General features: G+C 57.9%; 21 protein-coding genes. 5 read left to right on the top strand and 16 right to left on the bottom strand.

Translation table 11 applies throughout. The features are described 5' to 3' along the window. Nucleotide 1: 1 nt before the first annotated feature. From AF71_RS15870 to AF71_RS15860, 3 genes are read right to left on the bottom strand one after another with little or no spacing between them, the layout of a single operon-like run. Nucleotides 2-259: a hydrogenase subunit MbhD domain-containing protein gene (locus AF71_RS15870; RefSeq protein ID WP_169682045.1), complete on the bottom strand. Its 258-nt coding sequence runs from the start codon at nt 257-259 to the stop codon at nt 2-4. Between the two features lie 4 nt (nt 260-263). Then, a complete protein-coding gene (locus AF71_RS15865; RefSeq protein WP_018856270.1) occupies nt 264-524 on the bottom strand; it encodes a monovalent cation/H+ antiporter complex subunit F in 261 nt (86 codons plus the stop codon). Further along, the gene (locus tag AF71_RS15860; RefSeq protein ID WP_246733676.1) at nt 517-1083 is read right to left on the bottom strand and encodes a Na+/H+ antiporter subunit E; all 567 of its coding nucleotides are present in this window, start codon (nt 1081-1083) and stop codon (nt 517-519) included. Before AF71_RS15860 ends, AF71_RS15865 begins: the two co-directional genes overlap by 8 nt. Nucleotides 1084-1518: 435 nt before the next feature. On the opposite strand from AF71_RS15860, the gene AF71_RS15855 reads away from it, so the two are divergent. Then, on the top strand, nt 1519-2007 hold the full coding sequence (locus AF71_RS15855) for a YqhA family protein (RefSeq protein ID WP_198011807.1): 489 nt from the start codon (nt 1519-1521) through the stop codon (nt 2005-2007). 120 nt (nt 2008-2127) lie between these two features. Here AF71_RS15855 and AF71_RS15850 read toward each other — a convergent pair whose 3' ends face one another. The 4 genes from AF71_RS15850 to AF71_RS15835 all read right to left on the bottom strand — a co-directional run bounded on the left by AF71_RS15850 (nt 2128) and on the right by AF71_RS15835 (nt 8868). Beyond that, nucleotides 2128-3642: a peptide MFS transporter gene (locus tag AF71_RS15850; RefSeq protein WP_169682044.1), complete on the bottom strand. Its 1515-nt coding sequence runs from the start codon at nt 3640-3642 to the stop codon at nt 2128-2130. Nucleotides 3643-4661: 1019 nt separating this feature from the next. Beyond that, nucleotides 4662-6749, bottom strand: coding sequence for a peptidase domain-containing ABC transporter (locus AF71_RS15845; RefSeq protein WP_169682043.1), 2088 nt, complete (start codon nt 6747-6749; stop codon nt 4662-4664). Continuing rightward, a complete protein-coding gene (locus tag AF71_RS15840) occupies nt 6746-8086 on the bottom strand; it encodes an efflux RND transporter periplasmic adaptor subunit (protein WP_169682042.1) in 1341 nt (446 codons plus the stop codon). The genes AF71_RS15845 and AF71_RS15840 overlap by 4 nt, the downstream gene beginning before the upstream one ends. A gap of 131 nt (nt 8087-8217) precedes the next feature. Further along, on the bottom strand, nt 8218-8868 hold the full coding sequence (locus AF71_RS15835) for a DsbA family protein (protein ID WP_281412459.1): 651 nt from the start codon (nt 8866-8868) through the stop codon (nt 8218-8220). A 450-nt stretch (nt 8869-9318) separates the two neighbouring features. On the opposite strand from AF71_RS15835, the gene AF71_RS15830 reads away from it, so the two are divergent. Further along, nucleotides 9319-9897 (top strand): hypothetical protein, encoded by a 579-nt coding sequence (locus tag AF71_RS15830; RefSeq protein ID WP_169682040.1) that lies wholly within the window; start codon nt 9319-9321, stop codon nt 9895-9897. A 74-nt stretch (nt 9898-9971) separates the two neighbouring features. Here the strand turns inward: AF71_RS15830 and AF71_RS15825 are convergent, their stop codons facing one another. From AF71_RS15825 to AF71_RS15790, 8 genes are all read right to left on the bottom strand, one after another. Beyond that, the gene (locus AF71_RS15825) at nt 9972-10808 is read right to left on the bottom strand and encodes an alpha/beta hydrolase (protein WP_192240516.1); all 837 of its coding nucleotides are present in this window, start codon (nt 10806-10808) and stop codon (nt 9972-9974) included. A gap of 304 nt (nt 10809-11112) precedes the next feature. Then, nucleotides 11113-12711, bottom strand: a complete 1599-nt coding sequence (locus tag AF71_RS15820) for an MFS transporter (protein WP_169682038.1) — start codon at nt 12709-12711, stop codon at nt 11113-11115. Further along, the gene (locus AF71_RS15815; RefSeq protein ID WP_169682037.1) at nt 12708-13148 is read right to left on the bottom strand and encodes a DoxX family protein; all 441 of its coding nucleotides are present in this window, start codon (nt 13146-13148) and stop codon (nt 12708-12710) included. The genes AF71_RS15820 and AF71_RS15815 overlap by 4 nt, the downstream gene beginning before the upstream one ends. Before the next feature lie 198 nt (nt 13149-13346). Next, on the bottom strand, nt 13347-15224 hold the full coding sequence (locus tag AF71_RS15810) for an amidohydrolase (RefSeq protein WP_169682036.1): 1878 nt from the start codon (nt 15222-15224) through the stop codon (nt 13347-13349). Between the two features lie 102 nt (nt 15225-15326). Beyond that, nucleotides 15327-15614: a XapX domain-containing protein gene (locus AF71_RS15805; protein WP_037089501.1), complete on the bottom strand. Its 288-nt coding sequence runs from the start codon at nt 15612-15614 to the stop codon at nt 15327-15329. A gap of 86 nt (nt 15615-15700) precedes the next feature. Then, a complete protein-coding gene (locus AF71_RS15800; RefSeq protein ID WP_018856256.1) occupies nt 15701-16393 on the bottom strand; it encodes a hydrolase in 693 nt (230 codons plus the stop codon). Between the two features lie 413 nt (nt 16394-16806). Next, nucleotides 16807-17718, bottom strand: coding sequence for an AraC family transcriptional regulator (locus tag AF71_RS15795; RefSeq protein ID WP_210258281.1), 912 nt, complete (start codon nt 17716-17718; stop codon nt 16807-16809). 210 nt (nt 17719-17928) lie between these two features. Further along, complete coding sequence (locus tag AF71_RS15790; RefSeq protein ID WP_169682035.1) at nt 17929-18861, bottom strand: VOC family protein; 933 nt, start codon at nt 18859-18861, stop codon at nt 17929-17931. Between the two features lie 117 nt (nt 18862-18978). On the opposite strand from AF71_RS15790, the gene AF71_RS15785 reads away from it, so the two are divergent. The 3 genes from AF71_RS15785 to AF71_RS15775 all read left to right on the top strand — a co-directional run bounded on the left by AF71_RS15785 (nt 18979) and on the right by AF71_RS15775 (nt 22530). Beyond that, nucleotides 18979-19878, top strand: coding sequence for a LysR family transcriptional regulator (locus AF71_RS15785; RefSeq protein WP_169682034.1), 900 nt, complete (start codon nt 18979-18981; stop codon nt 19876-19878). A 395-nt stretch (nt 19879-20273) separates the two neighbouring features. After that, nucleotides 20274-21263, top strand: a complete 990-nt coding sequence (locus AF71_RS15780; protein WP_169682033.1) for an AraC family transcriptional regulator — start codon at nt 20274-20276, stop codon at nt 21261-21263. Nucleotides 21264-21321: 58 nt separating this feature from the next. Beyond that, a complete protein-coding gene (locus AF71_RS15775) occupies nt 21322-22530 on the top strand; it encodes an MFS transporter (protein ID WP_169682032.1) in 1209 nt (402 codons plus the stop codon). 331 nt (nt 22531-22861) lie between these two features. On the opposite strand, the gene AF71_RS15770 is transcribed toward AF71_RS15775, so the two are convergent. After that, nucleotides 22862-23497 (bottom strand): GntR family transcriptional regulator, encoded by a 636-nt coding sequence (locus AF71_RS15770; RefSeq protein WP_169682031.1) that lies wholly within the window; start codon nt 23495-23497, stop codon nt 22862-22864. Nucleotides 23498-23571 lie beyond the last annotated feature (74 nt).

Here is a 23571-nt window from a genome sequence, read left to right as displayed (position 1 = left end):
CTCACTCCTTCTCACTACCGGCGTCTCCGCCGCCGGTTCTGCGAATGGCATAGAGAAAGATCAGCGTCGCGAGCCCGGAACCGATTGCTGCTTCTGCCATGGCGACATCGGGCGCGGCAAGCAGCACGTAGGAGACGGCCGCAAGCAGGCTCGCGAGCCCCGAACTCACCATCGCCGTCATGAGATTGGGAAGGCGCACAGCAAGAACCCCGCTGATCAGGATGCACCCGCACACCAGCATAACGAGAAGCTCCAGCATCGTGTCACGGCCCCTTTTCCAGGAAACGAGCGATAGCAAGCACGGCAAGGAAGCTGAGCAGCCCGTAGACGAGCGCCACATCGATATACACGAACCGGCCGGAAAGATGCGCATAAAGCGTCACCAGCGCGATCGAGACCACGGTCAGCATGTCGATTGCCACGACGCGGTCCATGAGGGTTTTGCCGATGATCAGACGCAGCGCCCCAAAAACGATGCTGAAGAAGATGAGAACGGCGGCAATGCGAACGATGAAATCAGCCAAACGCCGCCCCCAGGTGCTTTTCGAAGGGTCCGGCGATCATCGCGGCGGCTTGCTCCGGGTCTGTCGTCTTCACATCGAGCCAATGAACGAAAAGGGCGTCGTCCCTGATGTCCATGACCAGCGATCCGGGGGTCAGCGCGATCGCATTGGCAAGGGCAAGGCGACCGATCGGCGATTTCAGCCGCATCGGGATCCTCACGATGCCGGGGTGAATGTCGATGCGCGGCGAATAAACGTAGCGCAGCATGTTGACGTTCGCCTTCACCAGTTCGATGAAGAATACCGATGCAAAGGCAAGGAAATGGTATGCCGCGCCCGGTGTCAGCGCGGTCTGCTGCCATAGTCCATAGCGACGAGAAACGATCGCTGCGATGGAAAGGGAGATGACGGCGCCTGTCATCACGACCGGCAGAGCGAGTGAAGCGTTCACGATCAGCCAGAGCGCGAACAGCAAAACCCAAAGGCCGATCAACCCCTTGAGGGCTTCAGGCAAGCCGTGTTCGGTAGTTTCGCTCTCCGCCGGCATAGCATCGACCTTCGTCGCCACTGCTAGTAGCAATCAAGCAGGGTTACCCCTCGAAATCAAGGGGGGCCGCCCTCCCGTAGGCCGACACCGATCGAACGAAACCTGACATCGCCGACGAAGGTTGTGGCATTGCTTGCTCAAAATCTCGAAACCCGGGAAGCCCCAAGATGATCAGAGCCTCAACCAAATGTCATCGAAATCAAGCTTGAAATTTGCAGCAGAGCCGTTCGGACTTTCAAAGCTTTTCAAAGAAATCGTTCAAAGGCCGGATTGCGTAGAAGACAATTCGAAGACATTCGATCCTCGAAATTATCTTAATGCTCCGCTAACATTTCATAAGTTTAATCAGAGTTAGAAGCCGGGAAGTAACTTGGCGGCAAGACGCTCTCTGGCGAATTGCTGCCTGTCTTGCCGTTAGCAGCCACTTTTCTCCCCGACAGCTTCATTGAAGCAATCAATGATCGACGAGTGGTGATCAAGATGTTTGCCAGGCTATTGGTACTAAGCCGTTATATCATGATCCTGCCAGTGGTCGTGACGTTGATTGGAGCCATATCGCTGATAGTTTACGAGACTGCGGTCATGGCTCTAAGTATCCGCGATACAGTGGAGAACATTGCTATCTCGACGCAAGCAGTCAAAATGTTTGCGATCGGAGTGGTCGAGGGCATTGATGTCTTCCTAATCGCCGTAGCCGCCTACATTATCAGTCTCGGCCTTTATACGCTTTTCATTGACGAGAATTTGGAGCGCCCCCGATGGCTCATGCTGAAAGATCTCGAAGACCTGAAAGCAAATTTGGTCAGCGTGGTGATTGCCGTGCTTGCGGTACTGTTTCTTCGAGAGGCTGTTGCGTGGGATGGGTCGCAAAGAATTGTCTATTTGGGCGTGGCGACAGCCCTTATCATCTTTGCGCTAGCTTTCTACCTTTCTAAGCACAAAGGCTCCCCGCCATGATGCGTGGTCGTTCGTCGGCAGGCCGCTTCTTCGTCAAGCCGGCCGGCGGCTGAGGACGGAAAGTTCTGGCCTGCGCACCATTGCCGGCCCGGCAAATTGCCTGGACAGCACGAATAGCATCTATTGCGCCGGAGCCGTTTCCTCTATCCGCTCGCTTCCGCCGAGCGCCCACCGGGTGACTGGGCGAGCGAGAAGGACGAGGACGATCCCGAAGCCGGCGCTGATCAGGAAGATGCGGGTGAACGCGTCCGGAAGTCCGGCGGCATGTTCGGTGTCCATACCTGCGGCCAGCAATCCCGCCATCAGGTTGCCGAGCGACGCGGCGACAAACCAGAACCCCATGATCTGGCTGGTGAAGCGCTCTGGCGCAAGGCGGGAGAAGGTTGAAAGCCCGACCGGACTGAGCATCAGTTCGCCGACTGTGTGCAGCAGGTAGGTACAGACGAGGAAGAGCCCGGTAACCTTTACGCCCGTTGCCGCTGTGTGCGCCGCCGGCACTAGGATCAGGTAGCCCAGGCCCATCGCGACGAGCGCCAGTCCAAACTTCACGAAAACGGGAATGGTCCAGCGTTTCTCGGCATAGATCCAGAACGCCGCAAAAGCCGGGGTCAGCAGGATGATGAAGAGGGAGTTCAAGTTCTGGAACCATGAGGCAGGCACCGTGAAACCGCCAAGTTGGCGCTGTGTGAGGTCGTTTGCGAAGAGGTTGAGCGAGGAGCCGGCCTGTTCAAAACCGGACCAGAAGAGCGCGGCGGCCACGAAAAGGAGCGCAAGGACGATCATGCGCCGTTTCTCCGAGCCACTCAGGTCCCCTGCCAAATAGATGTTGAGGAAGAAGCCGATGGCCACAGTCACGATGATCAGGCCCATGGCCTGTGCCAGCCCTTGCGCGCTGGTCAGATTGATCTGACCGGTTAGCGCTGCTGCGGCGACCAGGACGACGACGAGGCCACCGATAGCACCCGTGAAGAGGTGGTCACGACGGCCGGTCGCCGCGTCGGGGTGATGGTGCACGGCGGGCGCCCCACCTTTGTCGCGAAGCGAGGTGCGGCTCGCCCGCAGGAAGTTGATCAACCCCAAGAACATGGCAACGGCAGCCGCGCCGAAACCCCAATGCCAGCCCCAGTTCTCGCCGAGATAGCCGGCAATAAGTCCTCCGAGGATCGCGCCGATGTTGATGCCCATGTAGAAGAACGAGAACCCTGCGTCGCGGCCGCCGATATCGTTCTTGTCATAGAGTTGGCCGACCATGGTCGAGATGTTTGGCTTGAGAAGCCCGGTGCCGATCGCGATGCAGAGGAGGCCGAGGAAGAACACGATTGCAGCGGAGCCGGAGACCGCGAGCAGGACATGCCCGATCATGATGACGACACCGCCAACGACGATCGCGCGCTTGCAACCCCAGAAGCGGTCGGCGATCCAACCGCCTGGCAGCGCCAATATGTAGGCCGACGCGGTATACAGGCCATAGATCGCTGCGGCGTCGGCCGTGGCGAGACCCAGGCCGCTGTTTTCGACCCGATCCACGAGGTAAAGGATGAGGATCGCCCGCATGCCGTAGTAGCTGAAGCGCTCCCACATCTCGACGAGAAAAAGCGCAACCAGTCCTGGTGGATACTTGACAGACGTCGTCATCGGCTCCCCCCGACTTTTTCATCTGCGCTAGTATAGCGCGAATCACCGCGGAAAGCGCGCGCTACCTACCTCGCGCTATGGCGAGGAGAGCGTCCAATACCCGCGAATGCTCGTAAGTCCTTTGCCGCAACATTGGAGTCGGCAGCATATTGGATGAATTTGATTTCAGCTTTGAGCGATCACAAAGGCGATATCAGGTTGGGACAAGGCGTGGCAAAACCGGACTTAGGGCGGCGCAGTAACGGAGTGTGCAACCTCGCTAAGGCGATGGGGTGGATTGCAAGGGCGGTGCATTGAGCCGGCCGCGTGCCTGCTGCGAGGAGGTTTTTTGTATCAATGCTGCTTGGCGCGAGCACGCCCACACTCTGGAAACGAATTTGCTTCATGCTTCTTCCCTAATATTTGCTATATAGATACGCGATTGATACTCGTGGTTGGCGCACCATTATCCTCCGTAGGAAATCTTGCTCGAGCAAACATAGTTGGTGGAAGAAACGCGATCATGTTACGCTCATTGCTCCTAGTCATCTGCGTGACCATTGCAGGAGGCTCCCTTTCAGCGTGCGCTCCTCATACCGAGCCCATCGATGTTAACAGCAATGCCGCGCTCAGCACGAAGTCAGCAAATAGGAGCCCAGGCCCTAGGCGCGTCAAAGGCACGACTGACTGCAAGGCAAAGCCCAATTACGCAGGGATGCTCCGTACACTCTGCTATTGACCGCTTAGAGCCTCTTTCAACGGACTTGGGCGGCCGAGCCAGCGGGGACACTGGCATGGCCATCTAACGTCGAACACGAGAAGTTGCTGCTCGTCGTGACGCGTGCGGCTTGAGACGAAGCGGACCTCGCAATCAAGGGTTATCGAGCACGCGTCACAGTTCCTCGGCTTCGAGCGATGACCAATCCGCGAAGATTTCGACGCGAGCACGTTGCGGCCTTGAAATCGATTCGTCAAAGGCCGGCATTGGTGACAGAAAGAAGAAGGCAACTGCAGTACCGACAAGGCCACTACCGCAAAAATCAAGCAAGGGAAATCTGTCGATCCGCCATATCGATTGTTGATTGCCGGTGCGCGACGATGACTCGAGTAATCCTCAAGGCCCCGACTGCGTTGTTTATCGTCGCTTCATTCTTGGAATCTAGATGACTGGTTGCTTCATCGAGAAAGAGGATCGAAGGCCGCCGGTACAAAGCCCGCGCCAGAAACAATCGTTGTATTTGGCCGCGCGACAGAGCACTCCCCATATCCCCCACGAGTGTCTCGAAGCCCATGGGCATCTTAAGGATGTCTTCGTCAATGGCTGCGATTCTGGCACACTCCTCAACCCATTTGTCATCGAACTGCGGATCAAACACAGCAATGTTCTCTGCAATTGACCCCGCAAACAACCGGTCCTCCTGCAACACGCAGGCTATCTGACTCCGGTAGTAACTTAGACCCATCTGCCGGATATCTTGCCCGCCGAGGCTGACGGTTCCGCTCGTCGGCGTGATCAACCCTGCCATGATTCTCAGGACGGTTGTCTTTCCGGAACCGGACGCACCGGTTATCGCCAAACTCTCTCCCGGTGAAACAGAGAGGCTCAACCCGTTTAAGACGAAGGGTTCGCTGTCGCCGTAGCGGAAACATATGTCTGTCGCGCACAATGCTCCAAGCCTCACTGGATTCACGAGAGTGGCAAAGTCACGGCGGGTCATTTCTTCTGGTTCAGCCAGGGCAATGTCGGCTACACGCTCCGTGTGGAGGTTCAACATTCGCAGTTTGATCACAAACCCAATTAAGCTTTGAGATCGCACGATGAACATCCCTTTGTATGAAATGAACGCGATTAGCATGCCGGTCGTCATATTGCCGCCGATCACCGCTCTGGCACCCATCCAGAGCGTCACGATGCCTTCCACACCTGCCACAAAGGTCGCAACTGTTCCAAAAAGTAGATCCAACTTCTTGATCCGGAGTCCAGCATTGATGGTGTCAACAAGCAGGTTGAGCCAGGCGTTTTGGCGGCGCTCGCAAATACCCAACGCCTTGATGCTTGCAATGCCGCGTATCGTCTCCATGAAGTGTGTGTCTTCTTTGGCGTTATGGACGATTGCCGCCTCATTCGCCTCCCTGTAGGGGACGTATGCGAGAAGTCGAAGGATCAGATCGAGACCGAGGCTAACGAGCGCGACAGCTGCAAGCTGACCGCCGAAGAGTACCATCATCGCCGCTGAAGCGAAGATGACGATGACGTCAAGCATGGTGACAACGAGTTCGGCGGTTAGTGTCGTTTGAATTGGGGTGAGCGACCCAAACCGCGAAACGATATCCCCTATGTGCCGCTTTTCGAAGAAATCCAACGGCAGTCGCAACAAATGATCGAAAAGGCCAATTTGCCAATGAACACTCAGCGATGTACCTAGCATCAAGCTGGCCCATGACTGGGCAACGCTGACCATCGTTTGGACGAAGAGGAACAATCCGAGCCCAATGGCAATAAGGCTGAGGAGGTCGAGGTCGCCCGCTACGATGGCCTGATCCACAATGATCTGCGTCCCTATTGGTATTATCAGCCCTAAGATTTCCAGAGCGAGGGACAGGGTCACAATTTGAACAAGTGCTCGCTTCAGTCCGACTATACGACGAAACAGACAAATAAGAGGGAGCCGCTGACGCTTGCTTTGCCTTTCAAAATCGCTCCCGGGCCAGGCTTCTAGGGCAACTCCAGTGAAGCTGCTTGAAAATTCGCTTAGCGGCACACGTCTGCGGCCTCGGGCGGGATCGACGATCGTAGCGTGGTTTGTTGCAACACGCTCGAGCACCACGAAATGCCGGAGATCCCAATGCAATACGCAAGGCAGTCGCAGATTGCGCAATTCATGTAGGTCGAGCCGAAGCGCCCGAGTTGTCAATCCTAACGAAGAAGCAATTCGAACCATACTGTCCAGCGTGATGCCCTTCAAGGAAGCGCTGAATCGCCGGCGAAGGCTTGCAAGATCAACCTCGTATCCGTGATGTCTGGCCACCATTGCCAGGCATGCCAGACCACATTCCGCGACCTCCGTTTGCAGGATGACAGGGATCGTCCGTCCGAAACCGAAGGACAAGCGACGCAATACGCTCATTTCGTTCGGTCTTCGAAAACGTCGGCGGCACGGCCGCGCAAGCTGTACAAGGGCTCTAAAACCCATTTCCACAATGGCCGACGGTCAAGAAGAATATCGGTTTCAACCTGCATCCCCGCCTGAAGGGGTCGGGCTTGGCCGTAAGCCGTAACGAATTGGGTCTTCGGTACGACGGTCACACGATATGAACCGGCCATGGACGGATCTCCGGCAAGCGCCAACTCCGCATCGCCCGGCTGAATGGTCACCCGCGATACCTTTGTCACCGATCCCGTATACTGGCCGAACCTCTCATAGGGAAAGGCGGCGTAGCGAAGCAACACTTGGGCCCCCACTTTCACAAAGCCGATCGCACTGCTGGGAACGGAAAAATAGATCTCCTGCTTTGATCCCGACGGCAAGAGGAACAGAAGCGGTGCACCCGCGAGCACAAACTGTCCTCGTTGGGCGAGTATAGCTGTGACTACACCTTCGCGTGGCGCGTACACGAAAACGCGTCGCCTCGCCTCGCCCTGCGCGATTTGAATTTCGATGTCGGACAATCGACATTTCAGATCGCTAATGAGTGACGCGGTGCGCGCTGGCCTGCTTGCCAGTCTAGCGTGGACTTCAATCAGTCGCTGATCCAACTGCGTACGCTGCCGTTGCAACGTGGCCAGGCTGGCTCTGGTTTGCATGAAATCCTGTTGGCGAGTTTCGAATTCCCTTTGAACTGTGATGCCCTGCCCCGCCAAAAGACGATGCTTCTTCATCAGGGTTCGCAGGACATCCACGTAATCGGAGGTGCCATTAATCTGGTTTCCGATCACCTCCACTTCGCGAACCAGAGCTTGTTCTTGATCTTCGAGCTCTCTTTTTTCGATCTCATCGAGATCGTTGCGACGGTGTATCTCTGCAAGAATTTCCTGGCGCTGAATCTCCAGTTGTGACAGCACTATCGCCCCTGTTTCCCCCAAACTGGTCCAGCTATCAAACCCGAGCGTAGAAAGCGTCGCACCCTGACGCACGGCGACACCTTCCGCGACGCCGATGTTTATCACGCTACCGGCCTGCGGAGCGACGACTCGCACAACGCCGGCGCTCGGCGTCACAATGCCCACAACACGGACTCTGCGCGTGTATTCGCCGAAGATTATGAGGAGCGCCACCAGGCAGATGGCTATCGTTGCCATGCTCGCCACCATCAAGATCGGAAGGGGCTGCAATAATTTCGGCCTACCCAACCAGTTGACGCGCTGTGCGGCGATGACTTCGGGGCGAAGAAAAGAGGACGCAGTTATTTGCGATAAAGGATGACCCGAGTTTTCTGGCGGCGAGTTGACCATCATCGACGTCATTTTAGAATAGCGACGCGCAACCTGTCGCACATGAACTCAACAGAATAGCCCGTTGGCGAAGCACTCCAAAAGGGCAATGACAATGCAATGACCGCTCTCGTCGTACCTCGCACTAGGAGCGTAGTTTGAATTTACGGACGCACGAGTACGCCTTCCAGGTATTTCGACATCTCATCGACGGAAAAGGCACCGGAATAGCGCTTTGCGTTGATAAAGAACGTGGGCGTCCCATGCACGTCAAAAAGTTGCTCAGCTTTCTTTCGCCCGTCAATGATTTGATCCAACAAGGTCTGGTTTGATAGGCATTTGAGAAACGCAACTTCAGACAATCCTGCAAGTCTTGAAATGCGCAAAAGAGCTGCCTTAGCATTTGCGCCCCGAGCCCATTCATTCTGCTGCTCGAAAAGCGCATCAAGCAACGGCTGCCGAGCTTTCGCCGGAACGCATCGCCCCAACATGGCGGCGCCAGCTGATGCCGTATCGAGCGGAAAGTCCCGCATAACGAAATTTGCCTTACCGGTGTCGATAAATCTCTCCCGCAGCGCTGGAAAAACCTGCGTGGCGAACGCTGCACAGTGTGGACATCCCATCGACGCATACTCAACTATGGACACGGGCGCATTCGCGTTGCCGATGATTACATCGTCAAGGGGCTCGTTGCTTACTAGAACCGCCTGTCGCGTGAATTCGCTGGATTGTGGCGCTCGCGAAAGCAACCAAAGCCAAGCGCCACCTGCCAAGAGTATAACGAATGACAAGAGAATTAGGCGCCGAACGCTCATGATTGATTGTTTATACAACTAATACCTCGTTTTCGGCACCTAAGTCTCGTGCTGCAATGCGGTCTGCTACGAGGTCGGCGCCCCCCCTGGCGCGCAACGATCCTTTCCGTTAGAGCCTGTGGAAGGACGCCCATTCAGGCCCTTGCCATCAGATCCAAATACTCCGCCGGTCGGGGACCTGCTGGAACTCTTCGAAGTCGACTTCCCAGGGTTGCCACTTCCACCACCCCTGCCCCCGCTGATGAGACTTAGTTCGTGACTGTTCAGTTCGCGCATTCGATCTACCTCCTAGCGTTAAGCTTTTCAGACAGGCAACACTACTTATAAGGGCCTATCTTGAGGATGCTATCCGTAGATGTACCTAGGAAATATCATCGGCTTTGGCTTTTACTTATCGATTTCAAACGGACAAATGTCATATGCCCATTAGGGTTAGCCACCAGATTCCGGATGCCCCACCCGCTCGACGTCTCCCAGATCGACAATGCCTCCACGGACATTCATTTCCTGGAGGTGGTCGACGGAGCGGTTGTGGTCGTCGGCCGTTCGTATTTGGCCGTCGTCACCCGATATGGCGACACTGGCCATCGACTTCTGCCTCACCTGGAAAAGCCATCGGTCTTGTCGGTCGCGCTTTGTCTTACCCAGGCCATCCGCGAAAAATGGCTTGCGGCGCGAAATCTCAGTCACCCCTGGCCAATGTTCGGCCGGCCGCGTCTGTTCGCGGATCTGGAGCGCTGCGTGCCGTTGGCCATTGTCAATCACAACCTTCAGGAAAACCCCAAGATGCTGAAGTGCCGTTCATCGAATGGCAATACAACACTGCGGCTCCGACTACTTGCGGCGACGAACCCAGCGGGTGCTGTTGTCGTTTCTGCCGGGTACGGCAATTGTCGCCATAAGGGATCAGCATGTTTGCCTTGCACTATTATTCACCGTGGCTCGGCCCCGTCGTTTCACAGCCCTACCGGCTTCGCAAAGCTGGAGGTCAGATACAATCCCCGCGACACTAGTCGTAGGTGGATTTAACAGATCGCCCAAAATGCCAAGCCACAGGCGTCCCGGGATGCGGCGATTTCTCGCCGCACCCAACGCATCTGGCTTTAAGCTTTGATGAAGGCCAGCAGATCGGCGTTCAGGACATCGGCGTTAACCGTCAGCATCCCGTGCGAAAAGCCTGGATAGGTTTTGAGCGAACCGTTTTTCAAAAGCTTGGTCGACTTGAGTGCCGAATCCGCGATCGGCACAATCTGATCGTCCTCACCGTGTAGGACAAGCGTCGGCACGGTGATTTCCTTCAGGTCTTCCGTTTGATCGGTTTCGGAGAACGCTTTGATGCCATCATAGTGGGCCTTGGCGCCGCCCATCATGCCCTGACGCCACCAATTCTGTATCACGCCTTCCTGGATCTTCGCACCGTCGCGGTTGAAGCCGTAGAATGGGCCGGCCGGAACATCGCGGAAGAACTGCGCGCGGTTGGCGGCAAGTGCCGAACGGAAGCCGTCAAAAACCTCGATCGGCAGGCCCTCGGGGTTCGAGGCCGTCTTGACCATGAGCGGTGGAACGGCGGAGACGAGAACCGCCTTGGCGACCCTGCCGGCCTTTTGACCATGCTTGGCGACATAGCGAGCGACTTCACCGCCGCCTGTCGAGTGACCGATATGCACGACATTCCTTAGGTTCAGGTGCTCGACGACGGCAAACGCATCGGAGGCGTAATGGTCCATGTCGTGACCTTCGGAGACCTGGGCCGAACGGCCGTGACCGCGGCGGTCATGGGCGACGACGCGATAACCATTGGCGAGGAAGTACAACATCTGTGCGTCCCAATCGTCGGACGACAGCGGCCAGCCGTGGTGGAACATGATCGGCTGTGCGTCCTTCGGACCCCAGTCTTTGTAGAAGATCTCAACGCCGTCCTTGGTGGTTACAGTGCTCATGCTTTTGCTTCCTTCGGTGGAGTGCTTCGTGGATGCAGCGTTGGCTGCAACGCTAAAAGAGGTTGGAATTGCAAGGGACGCAGCGGCGGCAGCTCCAGTGACGAGGGCAGCGCGGCGTGTAAGAGGGAAGAGGTTATCGGTCATTTCGGCTCCGGTTTCCGTCGGGTGTGGTGCGCGCGACGGGTGTCTGATGGACAAATATTGTCGAAGAACATAGCCATCAACAATTGCATCAATAATTCCGATTTAATTGCGCATATTGAAATTATCGACGGGCAACTACTCCCGCCACCAATGACGAGAATCAGGCAGCCCCCGGACGGTTGATCGTCAGGAAATGTCGGACGACTGGTCTTTCCGAGCCTGAATGATACGTCAGAACCTTGCTCTGCAGGTCCGCATCCGCTTGCGACACACGCTTGTGCTGGCGCAGATGCTCGGCCCAGGACTCCACCATGAACCATTCGACAATCTTTTGAGGATCGGCCGAATCCTCGGTGATGCCCCAGCCGTAGGCGCCATCGCGGCGACGTTCCTCGGAGAGTTCGTCGATTGCACGAAGGAAGGCAGTGCGGTGATGTTTTTCCACCTGGTACTCGATGAGGATCAGGACTGGGCCACGGTCATGGGCGACCGGTTCTGCGACCAGCGGTTCTGGCCAATGGTTTGAGGCCACGAGATCAGCATCGCCGGCCGGCAGTTTGATGCGATGCATGATGATACCAGCGACCAACAGGCCCGCAGCGCCGATCAGCAGTGTACCGGGTACGCCGGCAACCTCACCGACTGTGCCCCAGCCGATGCTGCCAGCCGTCATCGCGCCGTTGAAGACGGTCAGATAGACGGCAAGGCCACGGCCTCGCACCCAGTTGGGCAGGATTGCCTGGGCCGCGCCGTTGAGAGTCGTCAGCGCGGTGATCCATGCGCCCCCGAGGAAAAGCAGGACGATGATGGCGACCCATTGCGGCGGGGCGAGCGAGAGCGCTGCCATAACGAGAGCCGTAATGACTGCGGCGCCGAGAAGCAGTCGATCGGCGTCGAAGCGTTCACGCAACTTCGGCATGACGAGCGCACCGCCGATGGCACCGGCACCGACCGCACCAAGCAGAATTCCGTAGAAGCCGGCATCTCCGCCAAGCAATTGCCTGGCGACGAGCGGCAGTAGTGCCCAGACGGCGCTGGCGAAGGCGAAGAAGATTGCCGCGCGCAGAAGCACGACATGCAGCGGACGGCTGGCGCGGGTATAACGAAGACCGGCACGGAAGGCGCCAAGGAAGCCCTCGGCGAGCGCGTCATCGGCATTCTTTGCTCGTGGCCACCAGACGAGGGCAGCGATGACAACGAGATAGCTTGCGACATCGGCCCCATAAGTAATGCCGGCCCCAAAAGCTGCCAGAAGCAGGCCACCAGCAGCAGGTCCTATCGAGCGGGCAATGTTAATGCCGAGCGAATTGAGGGCGACGGCGCTCTTTACATCCTCCCGCTTTACCAGTTCCGGCACGATCGCCTGCCAGGTGGGGCCCATCAGCGCAGCACCAATGCCGCCGAGGAAGGTAAGTCCGATCAGGGCGCTGACAGAAAGCATTCCGGTGTGTGCCAGAACCATCAGCGTGATGCTGACTGAGGCGAGCAGGAATTGCACGGCGATCAGGAACTTGCGGCGATCGAGGATGTCGGTCAGCACGCCGGCCGGAATGGCGAGAAGGAAGATCGGCAATGTGCCGGCCGCCTGAACCAGCGCCACGGCAGCTGGCGAGGCCGAGAGGTCCGTCATCAGCCAGGAGCTTGCGACATCGCGCATGAAACTGCCGGTGTTGCCAAGCACCGTGGCTGTCCAAAGAACTGCGAAGACAGGTTGAGCGAGTGGGGCGAAACTGCCCCCTGAGGACCGTGCGGGGCTCATTTGGCTGCTCCTTTGGTGAGATCAACGGCGGCGACGAGAACGAAGGCGCCAGTCAGGCCCAGATGTTCGAAGAAGGCATTCGTTGCCATCATCCGCTCCATGCCAGGGGCGAGTTCCCAGAAACGCAGCGCCACGAGGGTTGCGAGAAGTGTAAACCCCGACAATGCCAACGCCCCTGCCCAACGCAGCAGGCCCGAGACCACCATTGCGGAAGCGGTGAGCTCAAAGGTGATCACAGCCACGGCAAAGAAAGGCGCCGGATGCAGGCCGAAATGGTCCATCTCGGCGATCGCACCATTGAAATCTGCGATCTTGAAAAGCGGTCCCTGGATATAGGCCGCGCAAAGCGCCAGAAGCGCAACCGTGCGCGTGGTGGGAGCGGTGACGACTGCTGCGAGCGCGCTCCGCTCTTTTTTGAATGATGCTTTGTCAGTCATGTCTGCTCCTTTGAATGTGGCCGGTCGTAAGAAACGGCGCTCTGTATGGCTGTTGGAGCGATATTGGCTGGAATTATTGCCGCCAACAATTGCATCAATAATTTCGTATTAATTGCGAAATTTGCAATTAAGTGGAAGGTGGGAACGGGGCAGCGGTGATACGCTGCCCGCGCTAGACGCCTGTGGTCGTGACGGGTCTCAGACGGCCCAGCAGGAGCAACCAAGCGCGCCAAAGAAGCCGTTCAGGTCGGCGATCGGCAGTTTCGAAGTCCAGGCGCCGGCATGGTCATGGCCGTGGACACCGCAGTCGTTGGCGCAGCCGCACGAAGCGATCGCGGTGCGGCGCAGCGAGTGGCGACCAGCGCCTTCCGGTTCGCCCCAGGCGGCATAACCGCCAAACTTTCTGACCGGCGACCAGTCGGGCATGGCTGGAGGCACGTCGCTTTCGTCGAGCGCCTTGAAGTCGCCGGCGCCATAGACGACCTTGCCGCCGACCATGGTGAGATCCGATGTCAGGAAGGAGATCTCGTCCTCGGCGCAGGAGAAGAAGTCCTTGTCCGGCACGACGAGATCGGCGAACTGGCCCTTCTCGATGCGACCCTTCTTGCCTTCCTCGTTGGAGAACCAGGTCACCTTTTCCGTCCACATCCTGAGGGCCGTTTCGCGGTCTAGGCAGTTGGCACGTGGATAAAGCTGCATGCCGCCAACTGTCTTGCCGGTAACCATCCAGGCAAGCGAAACCCAGGGATTGTAGGAGGCGACGCGCGTTGCATCGGTGCCGGCCGAGACGTTGACGCCTTTGTCGAGCATGCGGCGGATCGGCGGGGTGGCTTCAGCGACGCCGTGGCCATAGCGCTCCACGAAATATTCGCCCTGATAGGCCATGCGGTGCTGGGTGGCGATGCCGCCGCCAAGTGCTGCGATGCGGTCGATCGAACGCTCCGAAATCGTCTCGGCGTGGTCGAAGAACCAGTTGAGGCCTTCGAGCGGGATATCCTTGTCGACCTTCTCGAAAACGTCGAGCGCGCGCGAGATGGTTTCGTCATAGGTGGCGTGCATGCGCCAGGGCCAGCGGTTCTGAGCCAGCACCCGAACGACCTCTTCGAGCTCGCCTTCCATTTCCGGCGCCATCTCTGGTCGCGGCTGGCGAAAGTCCTCGAAGTCGGCTGCCGAGAAGACCAGCATCTCGCCGGCGCCGTTGTGGCGGAAATAATCATTGCCCTGCTTGTATTTGACCGAGGACGTCCAGTTGAGGAAGTCCTCCTTTTCCTGCTTGGGCTTCTGGGTGAAGAGGTTGTAGGCGAGGCGGACGGTGAGCTGGTTTTCGTCCGACAGTTTCTGGATGACTTCGTAGTCATCCGGATAGTTCTGGAAACCGCCGCCAGCATCGATGACGCCGGTAATGCCAAGCCGGTTCAGTTCACGCATGAAGTGGCGGGTGGAATTGACCTGGTAGTCGAAGGGCAGTTTCGGGCCTTTGGCCAGCGTCGAATAGAGGATGCCGGCATTCGGCTTGGCCAGAAGCATGCCGGTCGGGTTGCCATTGGCGTCGCGGGTGATCTCGCCGCCAGGCGGGTTCGGTGTGTCTTTTGTGTAGCCTACGGCACGAAGGGCTGCACCATTCAGCAGTGCCCGGTCATAGAGATGCAGCAGGAAGACAGGCGTGTCGGGCGCAACCGCATTGATCTCCTCGATCGTGGGCAGGCGCTTTTCGACGAACTGGTGTTCGGTAAAGCCGCCGACAACGCGCACCCATTGCGGGGCGGGTGTCACGGCCACCTGGCGCTTCAGCATGTCCATGGCATCGGCAAGCGAGCGAACGCCATCCCAGCGCAGTTCCATGTTGAAGTTCAGGCCGCCACGCACGACGTGGGTGTGGTTATCGATCAGGCCCGGCAGGACACGCTTGCCCTTGAGGTCGACGATCCTGGTGTCGGGGCCGGCGAAAGCCATGATTTCGGCATCGGTACCAACCTCCAGAAAGGTACCGTCCTTGATCGCGACGGCAGTGGCATTCGGTTTCGAACGGTCGAGCGTGGTGATCAAACCGTGGTGGAGGATGAGGTCGGCGAACATGAGATATGCTCCTGGCTTCACTATTAAGATTGATTTCAACGCTTTGCGCCGGGGCAACTGGGCATCGGCGGCCCCATCGCAAGCGAATCTCCTCTTGCGGCCTCAGCTATCAGACTTCGTCTGAGCTTGGCGAGACACGACGATGTCATTGCGGACGTCGCCTTTCGGCATATGGCCGAACATGTGCGGCTTGATCTGGTTGATCCACGACACTGCCGCGGGCTCCTTGGCGATCAGCGTTCTTGCGAAGGGAATGAGCTGTTCGCCAACCAGAATGCCAAGCAGGCCGACCAGCGCAACCACCGGCGGAGCCGGAGAGCGGACATTGAGCAGGCTGTAGACAATGCCGACCAGAAGACCGGCGCCCAGGGAAAAGAGATAGAGTTTCATTGCAGCGTCCTCGACGATGGAGGCGCCGCTTCGGCAAGACATCCTTTCATGCTGCCGAAGCGGGCCGAATGGGTTGGATGGCGGACTTACTTGGCCGGGTTCGGGCCGATGCGCTTGCCGTGGGTGACGCGTTCGTCTACGTCGTGGACCATCGTGTAGGCATAGTCGATGCCCATGCCGTAGGCGCCGGAATGCTCCTTGGCCAGCGAGGTGACCGCGTCATAGGTCTCGCGGTGAGCCCAGTCGCGCTGCCATTCGAGCAAGACCTGCTGCCAGGTCACCGGAACCACCCCGGCCTGGACCATTCGGTCCATCGCGTATTTGTGGGCCTCGGAAGACGTGCCGCCGGAAGCGTCGGCGACCATGTAGATCTCGTAGTCGGGCATGTCGTGCATCGCAGACAGCGCGAAGGTGGTGTTGCAGACTTCTGTCCAAAGGCCGGAAACGACGATCTTCTTGCGTCCTTCGGCGGCGTTCTTGGCCAACGCATCGCGAACGTTCTGGTCATCCCAGGAGTTCATGGAGGTACGTTCGAGGATGTCGTTTTCCGGGAAGACGGCGAGGAGTTCAGGGAAGGTGTGGCCGGAAAAGGACAGCGTCTCGACAGTGGTGATGGTCGTCGGGATGTTGAAGATCTTGGCAGCCTTGGCGAGGCCGACAACATTGTTCTTCAGTACCTGGCGATCCATCGACTGGACGCCGAACGCCATCTGCGGCTGCTGGTCGATGAAGATGAGCTGGCTGTTCTTCGGGGTCAGGACTTCGAGCTTCTTGGACATTTCAGGTTCCTCTTCCGTCTGCTTGAACCGCTGATGCGGCGGGTTGAACTGTGAAGCACTTTTCTGGTCGGCGCGGAGTGGCTTTCAGAGTGCTCTTGGGTGGCCGGAGCCGGTTAATCGGTGTTAGCGGCCCATCTCTTTTAGTTCGTCTTGGCTGCTGAAATGGAACCTAGATCGGTTTGGTGTGCGGCGGAATTGCAATATTAATTCCGATTGAATTGCTCCATATGCAATAATCTACGCGATGAAAGCCCTTTCCAGATCGCGGGCGCTCACCGAAAAAACCTAGTTTTAATGGGGTGACAAATCGCTCAATTGTCGAGGCGGGTCTTGTCTAAAAGTCAGGTCGATTGGACGAAATGCACGTGCGGTCGATCAAAACCTGGAAATCGCCGCTGCCCCAGGCGTGGTCCTCAGCAACTGCGCCGCCAGCTTCCAGGCGTCGTGCCGACAAGATTGGTGAAAACACGAGTGAAATGGCTCTGGTCGGCAAAGCCGCATGAGATTGCGACTTCCGAAAGCGGTATATCGGGCGTGCGCAAGAGCAATCGAGCACGCGAAACCCGTTCGTTGAGAAGCCACCGGTAAGGCGTCATGCCCGTCGTCTCGCGGAAGGCTTGAATGAAGTAGCCGCGCGAAAGGTTGCATGCCCTGGCGACGTCGAGGACAGATATCTCCCCATCGAGGTTGTCGAGGAGAAGGCTCTTGGCCCGCTTCTCCTGAACACGCGACAGCATTCTGGAGCGGATCGCCAAGGGGGTCGATCTATTGCCATAGCGCTGCACGAGATAGCTGCCGATTGCGGTGGCCATCTGGTCGACAAATAATTGCGGTGCTTTTTCGGGGCTTTCCAGCGCGGGTATCAGCACGCGGGCAAGGTTGGAAAGCACGACATCCTTCGACGCCGTTTCCGCAGTGAGCGAATTCACTCCGGCTAGCTCGGCCTCCTCTGCTATCCGTTCGAGCGAAGTCGGTGAGATTTGAAGGAGCAGAAAGTCGAAAGCGCCGCCAAGGTCAGCCTTGTAATGGTCGGACATGTCTCGGATGTAGATCGCGTCCCGATCGAAGGCATGATTGGTCGCGTGGTGCTCATGGAAGACACGCCGGGTATGCCTTCCGGTGGTGGATAAGCCCACGACAAAACCGCGATTGCTGGCCTCGGCCTCGATCTGCTGCAGATGGCCGTCGCGACTACCCTTGCGGAAAAAGACGATATCGGCCCCCACAATCGACTGGTCCTTGTAGAGCTTGTCGAACGGGCAGCCAAAACTGTCCGTTGGCTTTGACTGGGCGGGTTTGATGTGATCGATAGAGATGGGTCCCAAGTCAGCAACCTTCCGTTCGAAGCATTCGGCACGGCATCTCGATGCCGTGGCTCACGACGGAATCGCCTGGTGAGCCGAAAGTTCGTTTACGGGCGGCGCCTTGCCTCTTCAAGACAGGTTTGCGGCAATCCGCAGAACACAAAATCGTGTAACGCCGCAGGGGGTTAGTCCTGCGGCGCTTGTAATTGTCGGTGTCTGCCAAGGGCTCCCTCAGGCAGCCAGCGGCTGGAGATTGGCTTCGATCCTATCGCGGAACGGCTCGTAGCGGGTCGGCAATTTCAGCACTTCGCCGAGATGCGCGGTGTCCTCATCACGATTAAAGCCAGGTTCATTGGTGGCAATCTCGAACAAGACCCCACCCGGCGTACGAAAATAGATGGCCCAGAAGTAATCGCGGTCGATGACAGGGGTTACCTGATAGCCCGTATCCATTAGCGCCTTGCGCACTTCGATCTGCTTTTGGCGATTTTCGACGGCAAACGCTATATGATGGACCGATCCGGCGCCCTGGCGAGCAAAGGGCGTTTCTGGCAAGGCGGCGAGATCGATTGTGTCGGCACCATTACCGTCGGGCATGATAAAGCGGGTAACATCCCCTTCCTTTTCGGCGCGCTCGTAGCCCATGAAGCTCAGCAGTTCTTCCGTCGCAGCCGTGTCACGCAAGTTGAGGCGCGCCCCGGAAAAACCTCGGATCGCAGCCTCGTGCGAGACATCGCCGCCAGTCCAGGCCGGCCTGGCGTCATCGGCAGTCTCGATGAGCGCAAAGCCGTCGCCGTCCGGGCCGTTGAAGCGCAGACGCCTGGCGCCGAAGACCGTGTCTTCCTGCAGGCCGCCAACATTCTGTGCGGCAAGGCGCTCACGCCAGAAGGCAAGCGAGCCCTTCGGTACGGAGAACTGGGTTTCGCCAACTTCGCCGACACCGGCCCTGCCGCGCATCATGTGCTCGAAGGGGAAGTAAGTCATGACTGTTCCGGCCGAACCGTTCTCATCGCCATAATAGAGGTGGTAAACACTCGGGTCGTCGAAATTCACGGTCTGCTTGACGCGGCGAAGGCCGAGCGTGTCGGTGAAGAATTGGTTGTTCTGGCGGGCATCCGACGCCATCGATGTGACGTGATGCAGTCCCGTGATATCCTTGATCATGTTCCTGGCCTTTCTCTCGGGCGTTGTCTGTTTGATGCCCAAGATGTATGTCGGTTGATCAGTCCCCGGAATTGCAATATTCCTTTCGATTGAATTGCTATTTTTGAAATAATCGAGATGAACGACTATAAAGCCCTGAAAACATTCCTCTTGGCGGCCGAGAAGCGCAACTTCGCCCAGGTCGCACGCGAACTCGACATGACCCCCGCGGCGGTGACGCGAGCGATTGCCGCACTGGAGGCCGATCTCGGCCTCCAACTTTTCGTGCGTACCACGCGGCAGGTGTCGCTGACGACTGACGGTGCTGTGTTTGCCGCCCAGATACAGCCGGCGATCGCGATGCTGGAAGATGCGCGCAAGGAGGTGATGAATGCTCACAAGGCCGATGAAGGGCGGTTGCGGATCAGCGCGCCGACTTGGTTCGGCAAAACTGTGCTGCCGCCGATACTGTCGGGCTTCAGGGAGCGTTATCCAAGGATAAGCTTCGAGATTTCGCTGTCGGACGGGCTCGTGAATATCGTCGATGACGACTATGACCTGGCAATCCGCATATCCTCCCAACCGTCCGACAAGTTCACCATCTGGCGCAAGATTCGCGTCGTTCCTCGAATTCTCGTGGCAGCGCCGGGAAGCCGGTACGTGACCATGCAGCACCCGGGCGAGCTGACGCCAGACGATTGCCTTGCCTATAGCGGCGAGAGCCGAAGAGAGACCTGGGTGCTTTCGGACGGCGGATCGAGCATGACGATCTCGGCGGGGCGCTCCTTCAGTGCCAACAATGGTGAAGTGCTGGCCGACATGGCTGCCGATGGGACCGGTGTAGCGATGCTGCCCGGATTTAATATTGCCGAGCATCTGCGAAGCGGCCGCCTTGTGCACGTGTTCCAGGGCTGGGCGCCACCCGACCTGTGGCTAACGCTCTATTACCCACCCTATCAGGCGCTGCCACCGCGCATTGCTACTTTTTCCAAATTCTTCGAGGAGCAAGTGGCCTCGCAAATGACGCTGCTCGGCTAGTATCGAATTTGGAGTTTCAAGGTATGATTGACGACGGGGGAGGCTCTTAGGAGCCCTGACTGGAGTCATTGAACATGGCTTGGCCTTATAGACTGGTCGCCGCGATCCTGGAGGGTCCACGCAAAGGGGCTCGGTTGCTGCTAGGTCCTGGCGCCCGCACACGTTATGCAATCAACGCATAGTTGAGATCGAGTCTTCGCGATCAGAAGGCTCGAAATGTAGCGCGCTTCCGTCTTTCGAACCTGATTTCAATCCGGCGGCTGGAAGCCATAAGGGGCGCGGCTGTTCTGCAGCGATCATATTTGAAATCAGGAACAGGAACAGTGCAGGAAAACCAATTGCGCCGCGTGGCCACCCTGCTTGAATGCTGGACGCTCGAGACCTAGATTGGCTAAATGCTTGACCGTTCGTCTCGACCATTGTCGTCGTCAAATATCCCCATGGATGCGCTAAGTGAAGTCCTGCAAGACTTTCGCTTGAGTGGGGTCAACTATGGACGCTGCGAACTCAGACATCCATGGAGCATCGCCTTTCCGCAACAACAGCTTCTTCGTTTTCACTTTGTAAGCCAGGGTCCGTGCTGGATCCACACGGAACCCCAAGGATGGCAGGAGTTGAACGATGGCGATCTGGTGCTGCTGCCGCAAGGCATCGAGCATCGATTGGCCAGCGCACCAGATGTTCAGGGCGACTCGCTTAAAAGCTGTCAGATAACGAGGTGGGGGAGCAACGTCTGCGAAGTGGTACGGGAAGGAACGGGTGCGACAAGCACTCTCTTCTGCGGCTCCATGGCGTTGGGCGCGCATGCGCTTAATCCCTTGATCGCTCTGATGCCACCAATCATCAAGGGCTGCGATGTTGCCGGCAATGACCCTGTCGTTGGCCCCCTGCTGGCAGCAATGTCGGCGGAGGCGACGCAGCCACAAATGGGGAGTGCTACCGTCTTATCGCGAATGGCGGACTTGCTCGCAGCGCGTCTTATCCGCTGTTGGGTCAATTGCAGCGGGGCCTTGACCACGGGTTGGCTCGCCGCCATCCGCGATCCTCACATCGGTCGTGCCTTGGCAGCCATGCATCGAGACCCCGGCCACAACTGGACCCTGGAAAGTCTCGCCGGCGTGGCAGGCCAGTCGCGTTCCATCTTTGCGGAGCGCTTCAGTGCTATTTTGGGAGAAGGCGCAGCACACTATCTCGCCCGTCTGCGCATGCAGCTTGCTCGTGAGTTGTTGGGGCAAAGCGGCATGTCGGTTGCCGAGGTTGCTTCCCGGTTAGGCTATGAGTCTGAGGCATCCTTCGCTCGCGCCTTCAAGCGTATCACGAGGGTCTCACCGGGTGTTGTGCGTCGCACAAATTCCGGACGAATAGACATGGATTTCGGATCCTAAGATACATATCATCCAGAACAGTTCGTCTATGACATCTCCAACCTAAGGAGAGACACGGATGACGGACACAACATCACAACTTGACGGAGCAGCAATTGGCCTGGAGATCCCTGAGCCATCCACGTGGAATGCTGCGACCTGGCTTGCCGTTCTTTCGATGGCGGCCACCAGCTTTGCACTGGTATCGGCCGAGTTCCTGCCGGCGGGCCTGCTGACGCCACTGGCGCACGACCTCGGGATTACCGAAGGAACAGCCGGCCAGGTTGTCACCGCTACCGCTTCCGTCGGTGCTGTGACTGCCCTACTGAGCAATGTTCTCATCGGCAGATTGAACCGCAAGACGGTGCTGGTTGGTCTCAGTGCATTGGCAATCGGATCCAATATTCTTGCAGCACTAGCGACCGATTTTTCGCTATTGTTGTTAGGCCGGGCTGGATTGGGCATCGCGCTTAGCGGTTTCTGGGCGCTTTCAGTTGCCGTCGTGTCGAGGCTGGTCGGCGCCAATGCAACGGGCCGGGGCATGGCTATCGTCACCTTGGGCGTGTCGCTCGCCACAATAGCTGCACCATCGATGGGTGCTTTGATCAGCGACTGGCTGGGATGGCGCAGCGCCATGGCCATGACAGCGGGGCTTGCCGCGCTTGCAATGCTGCTGCAGGTACTCAGCTTGCCAACACTGCCTGCAAGTACAAGCAACAGTCTCGCAGATGTTTTTCGGCTGACACGGCGGCGTGGCATTCAACTGGGGATGCTGGCAATCCTTTTGCTCATGACGGGCCATTTTGCTGGCTCGGTTTATGTGCGTCCCTTCCTCGAACGAGTGACGCTTCTTGAAACCAGATCGATCGCCCTGGCGCTGCTTGGGTTTGGCATTGCCTCAGTGATCGGCAACATCGCTGGTGGCAGAATGGCCGACGCCAGTATCCGCCTGGCACTCGTTGTCACGGCAGCGTTAATGGCGTTTGCTGCATTTGCTTTGGTGCTCTGGGGCGCTCATAGCGCCATTGCGTTCGCTCTCGTCACGCTTTGGGGCTTCGCCTTCGGCATGGCGCCGGTGGTGCTGCCCACCAATCTTTCCCGCGGCGCACCCGACGCTCTGGAGGCGGCAGGCAGCCTGATGGTCGTCTCTTTTCAGGTCGCCATCAGTATCGGCGCGGTTTTCGGTGGCTATATCGTTGACCACTATGGCGCTGTTGGGCCCCTGACCCTTACCGCAGTCCTGGCTGCATCGACCCTCGCCTTGGCGTCGATGCAACCTCGCAGTTGATCCTTGCTTCTGGATTGTGAAGCAAAGGCAATCGGACCGAAGATGCTGTGAGACCCTGCGCATCTGTAGGCGCCGGGTCGGCAATGCGCGCCGGGCCGAGTGGCACTCTTGCCGCGCTCTGGATATGAGGACGCCGCCGGCCATCGTCGGCGTTCTTTTTGGTAGCAGTTGAAAGGAATGCGCGACCCTTCATTGCTTTCTGGAAAAACTCGACGCAACTAGCTCAATAATATACTCCGGCCGGCTCATGGGCCCAGATCTGCAATATCTTGGCTTTCCGCCAGCTTGGGTGAAAATCGGTTGCCAATAGCAGGATCAGCGCATGGGCCTGTCAGTTCTGACGAATGTGCTGCCGCATAAGGTCCTTCAGCCGTTCGGTCTCACCGGCAGCGATCGCATCAATCATCAAGTGATGCTCCCGGCCGGACTGTTCGACGCGGGCACGTGTGCGCCATTGGGAGACCGGCGCGGACGAGGTTCTCTGGCGGATCTCGGTGATGAGATCGACGAGTTCCAGATTGCCGCCGAGCACCAGCAGCTGGCGGTGAAAGGCAAGATTGGCCTCATAGAGCTCCAGCATCGTGCCGTTCAGCGCCATTTGATCGAAGTGCTCGGCAAGCGTCCTGAGAGTGCTGACATCCCCTGCCGAGGCGTTCTGGATGATTGTTCCAGCAATGGCCGTTTCGAGAATGACGCGAATTTCGCTGACTTCCCGCGCCCGGCGGCCGTCCGGCTCATAGACGTGATAGCCGCGGTTCTGCACGTGCTCGACTAGCCGTTTCTGCGCCAGGCGATCGAGCGCACGGCGCACTTCGGGGCGGGTACAATTGTATCGACGTTCGAGGTCAATCTGCTTCAACCACGTCCCAGGAGGCAGAATGCCGGCCAGAATGTCCTGCAGGATGAAGTCTGTCACGTCGCGCGTGCCGGGCGCTTCCGCCTTTTCTTCCATCACGACATCTGCCATGCGATCTCCCCGTTTTTCATCACCGATAGCACGCCAATCGCGGATTCTGTAGGCGTAAGAAGCGCTTGAGGTTG

It is taken from the genome of Rhizobium sp. 57MFTsu3.2 (assembly GCF_012932765.1).
Classification (GTDB): Bacteria; Pseudomonadota; Alphaproteobacteria; order Rhizobiales; family Rhizobiaceae; genus Rhizobium; species Rhizobium altiplani.
The sequence above is the reverse complement of the archived record's forward strand: the minus strand, read 5'-3'. Positions and strand labels throughout refer to the sequence as shown.

Coding starts and splice junctions, on each gene's coding strand:
- AF71_RS15870 (WP_169682045.1), bottom strand. CDS start 259: ATGCTGGAGCTTCTCGTTATGCTGGTGTGCGGGTGCATCCTGATCAGC.
- AF71_RS15850 (WP_169682044.1), bottom strand. CDS start 3,642: ATGACGACGTCTGTCAAGTATCCACCAGGACTGGTTGCGCTTTTTCTC.
- AF71_RS15845 (WP_169682043.1), bottom strand. CDS start 6,749: ATGAGCGTATTGCGTCGCTTGTCCTTCGGTTTCGGACGGACGATCCCT.
- AF71_RS15840 (WP_169682042.1), bottom strand. CDS start 8,086: ATGACGTCGATGATGGTCAACTCGCCGCCAGAAAACTCGGGTCATCCT.
- AF71_RS15835 (WP_281412459.1), bottom strand. CDS start 8,868: ATGAGCGTTCGGCGCCTAATTCTCTTGTCATTCGTTATACTCTTGGCA.
- AF71_RS15830 (WP_169682040.1), top strand. CDS start 9,319: ATGCCCCACCCGCTCGACGTCTCCCAGATCGACAATGCCTCCACGGAC.
- AF71_RS15825 (WP_192240516.1), bottom strand. CDS start 10,808: ATGAGCACTGTAACCACCAAGGACGGCGTTGAGATCTTCTACAAAGAC.
- AF71_RS15820 (WP_169682038.1), bottom strand. CDS start 12,711: ATGAGCCCCGCACGGTCCTCAGGGGGCAGTTTCGCCCCACTCGCTCAA.
- AF71_RS15815 (WP_169682037.1), bottom strand. CDS start 13,148: ATGACTGACAAAGCATCATTCAAAAAAGAGCGGAGCGCGCTCGCAGCA.
- AF71_RS15810 (WP_169682036.1), bottom strand. CDS start 15,224: ATGTTCGCCGACCTCATCCTCCACCACGGTTTGATCACCACGCTCGAC.
- AF71_RS15805 (WP_037089501.1), bottom strand. CDS start 15,614: ATGAAACTCTATCTCTTTTCCCTGGGCGCCGGTCTTCTGGTCGGCATT.
- AF71_RS15800 (WP_018856256.1), bottom strand. CDS start 16,393: ATGTCCAAGAAGCTCGAAGTCCTGACCCCGAAGAACAGCCAGCTCATC.
- AF71_RS15790 (WP_169682035.1), bottom strand. CDS start 18,861: ATGATCAAGGATATCACGGGACTGCATCACGTCACATCGATGGCGTCG.
- AF71_RS15785 (WP_169682034.1), top strand. CDS start 18,979: ATGAACGACTATAAAGCCCTGAAAACATTCCTCTTGGCGGCCGAGAAG.
- AF71_RS15780 (WP_169682033.1), top strand. CDS start 20,274: ATGCTTGACCGTTCGTCTCGACCATTGTCGTCGTCAAATATCCCCATG.
- AF71_RS15775 (WP_169682032.1), top strand. CDS start 21,322: ATGACGGACACAACATCACAACTTGACGGAGCAGCAATTGGCCTGGAG.
- AF71_RS15770 (WP_169682031.1), bottom strand. CDS start 23,497: ATGGCAGATGTCGTGATGGAAGAAAAGGCGGAAGCGCCCGGCACGCGC.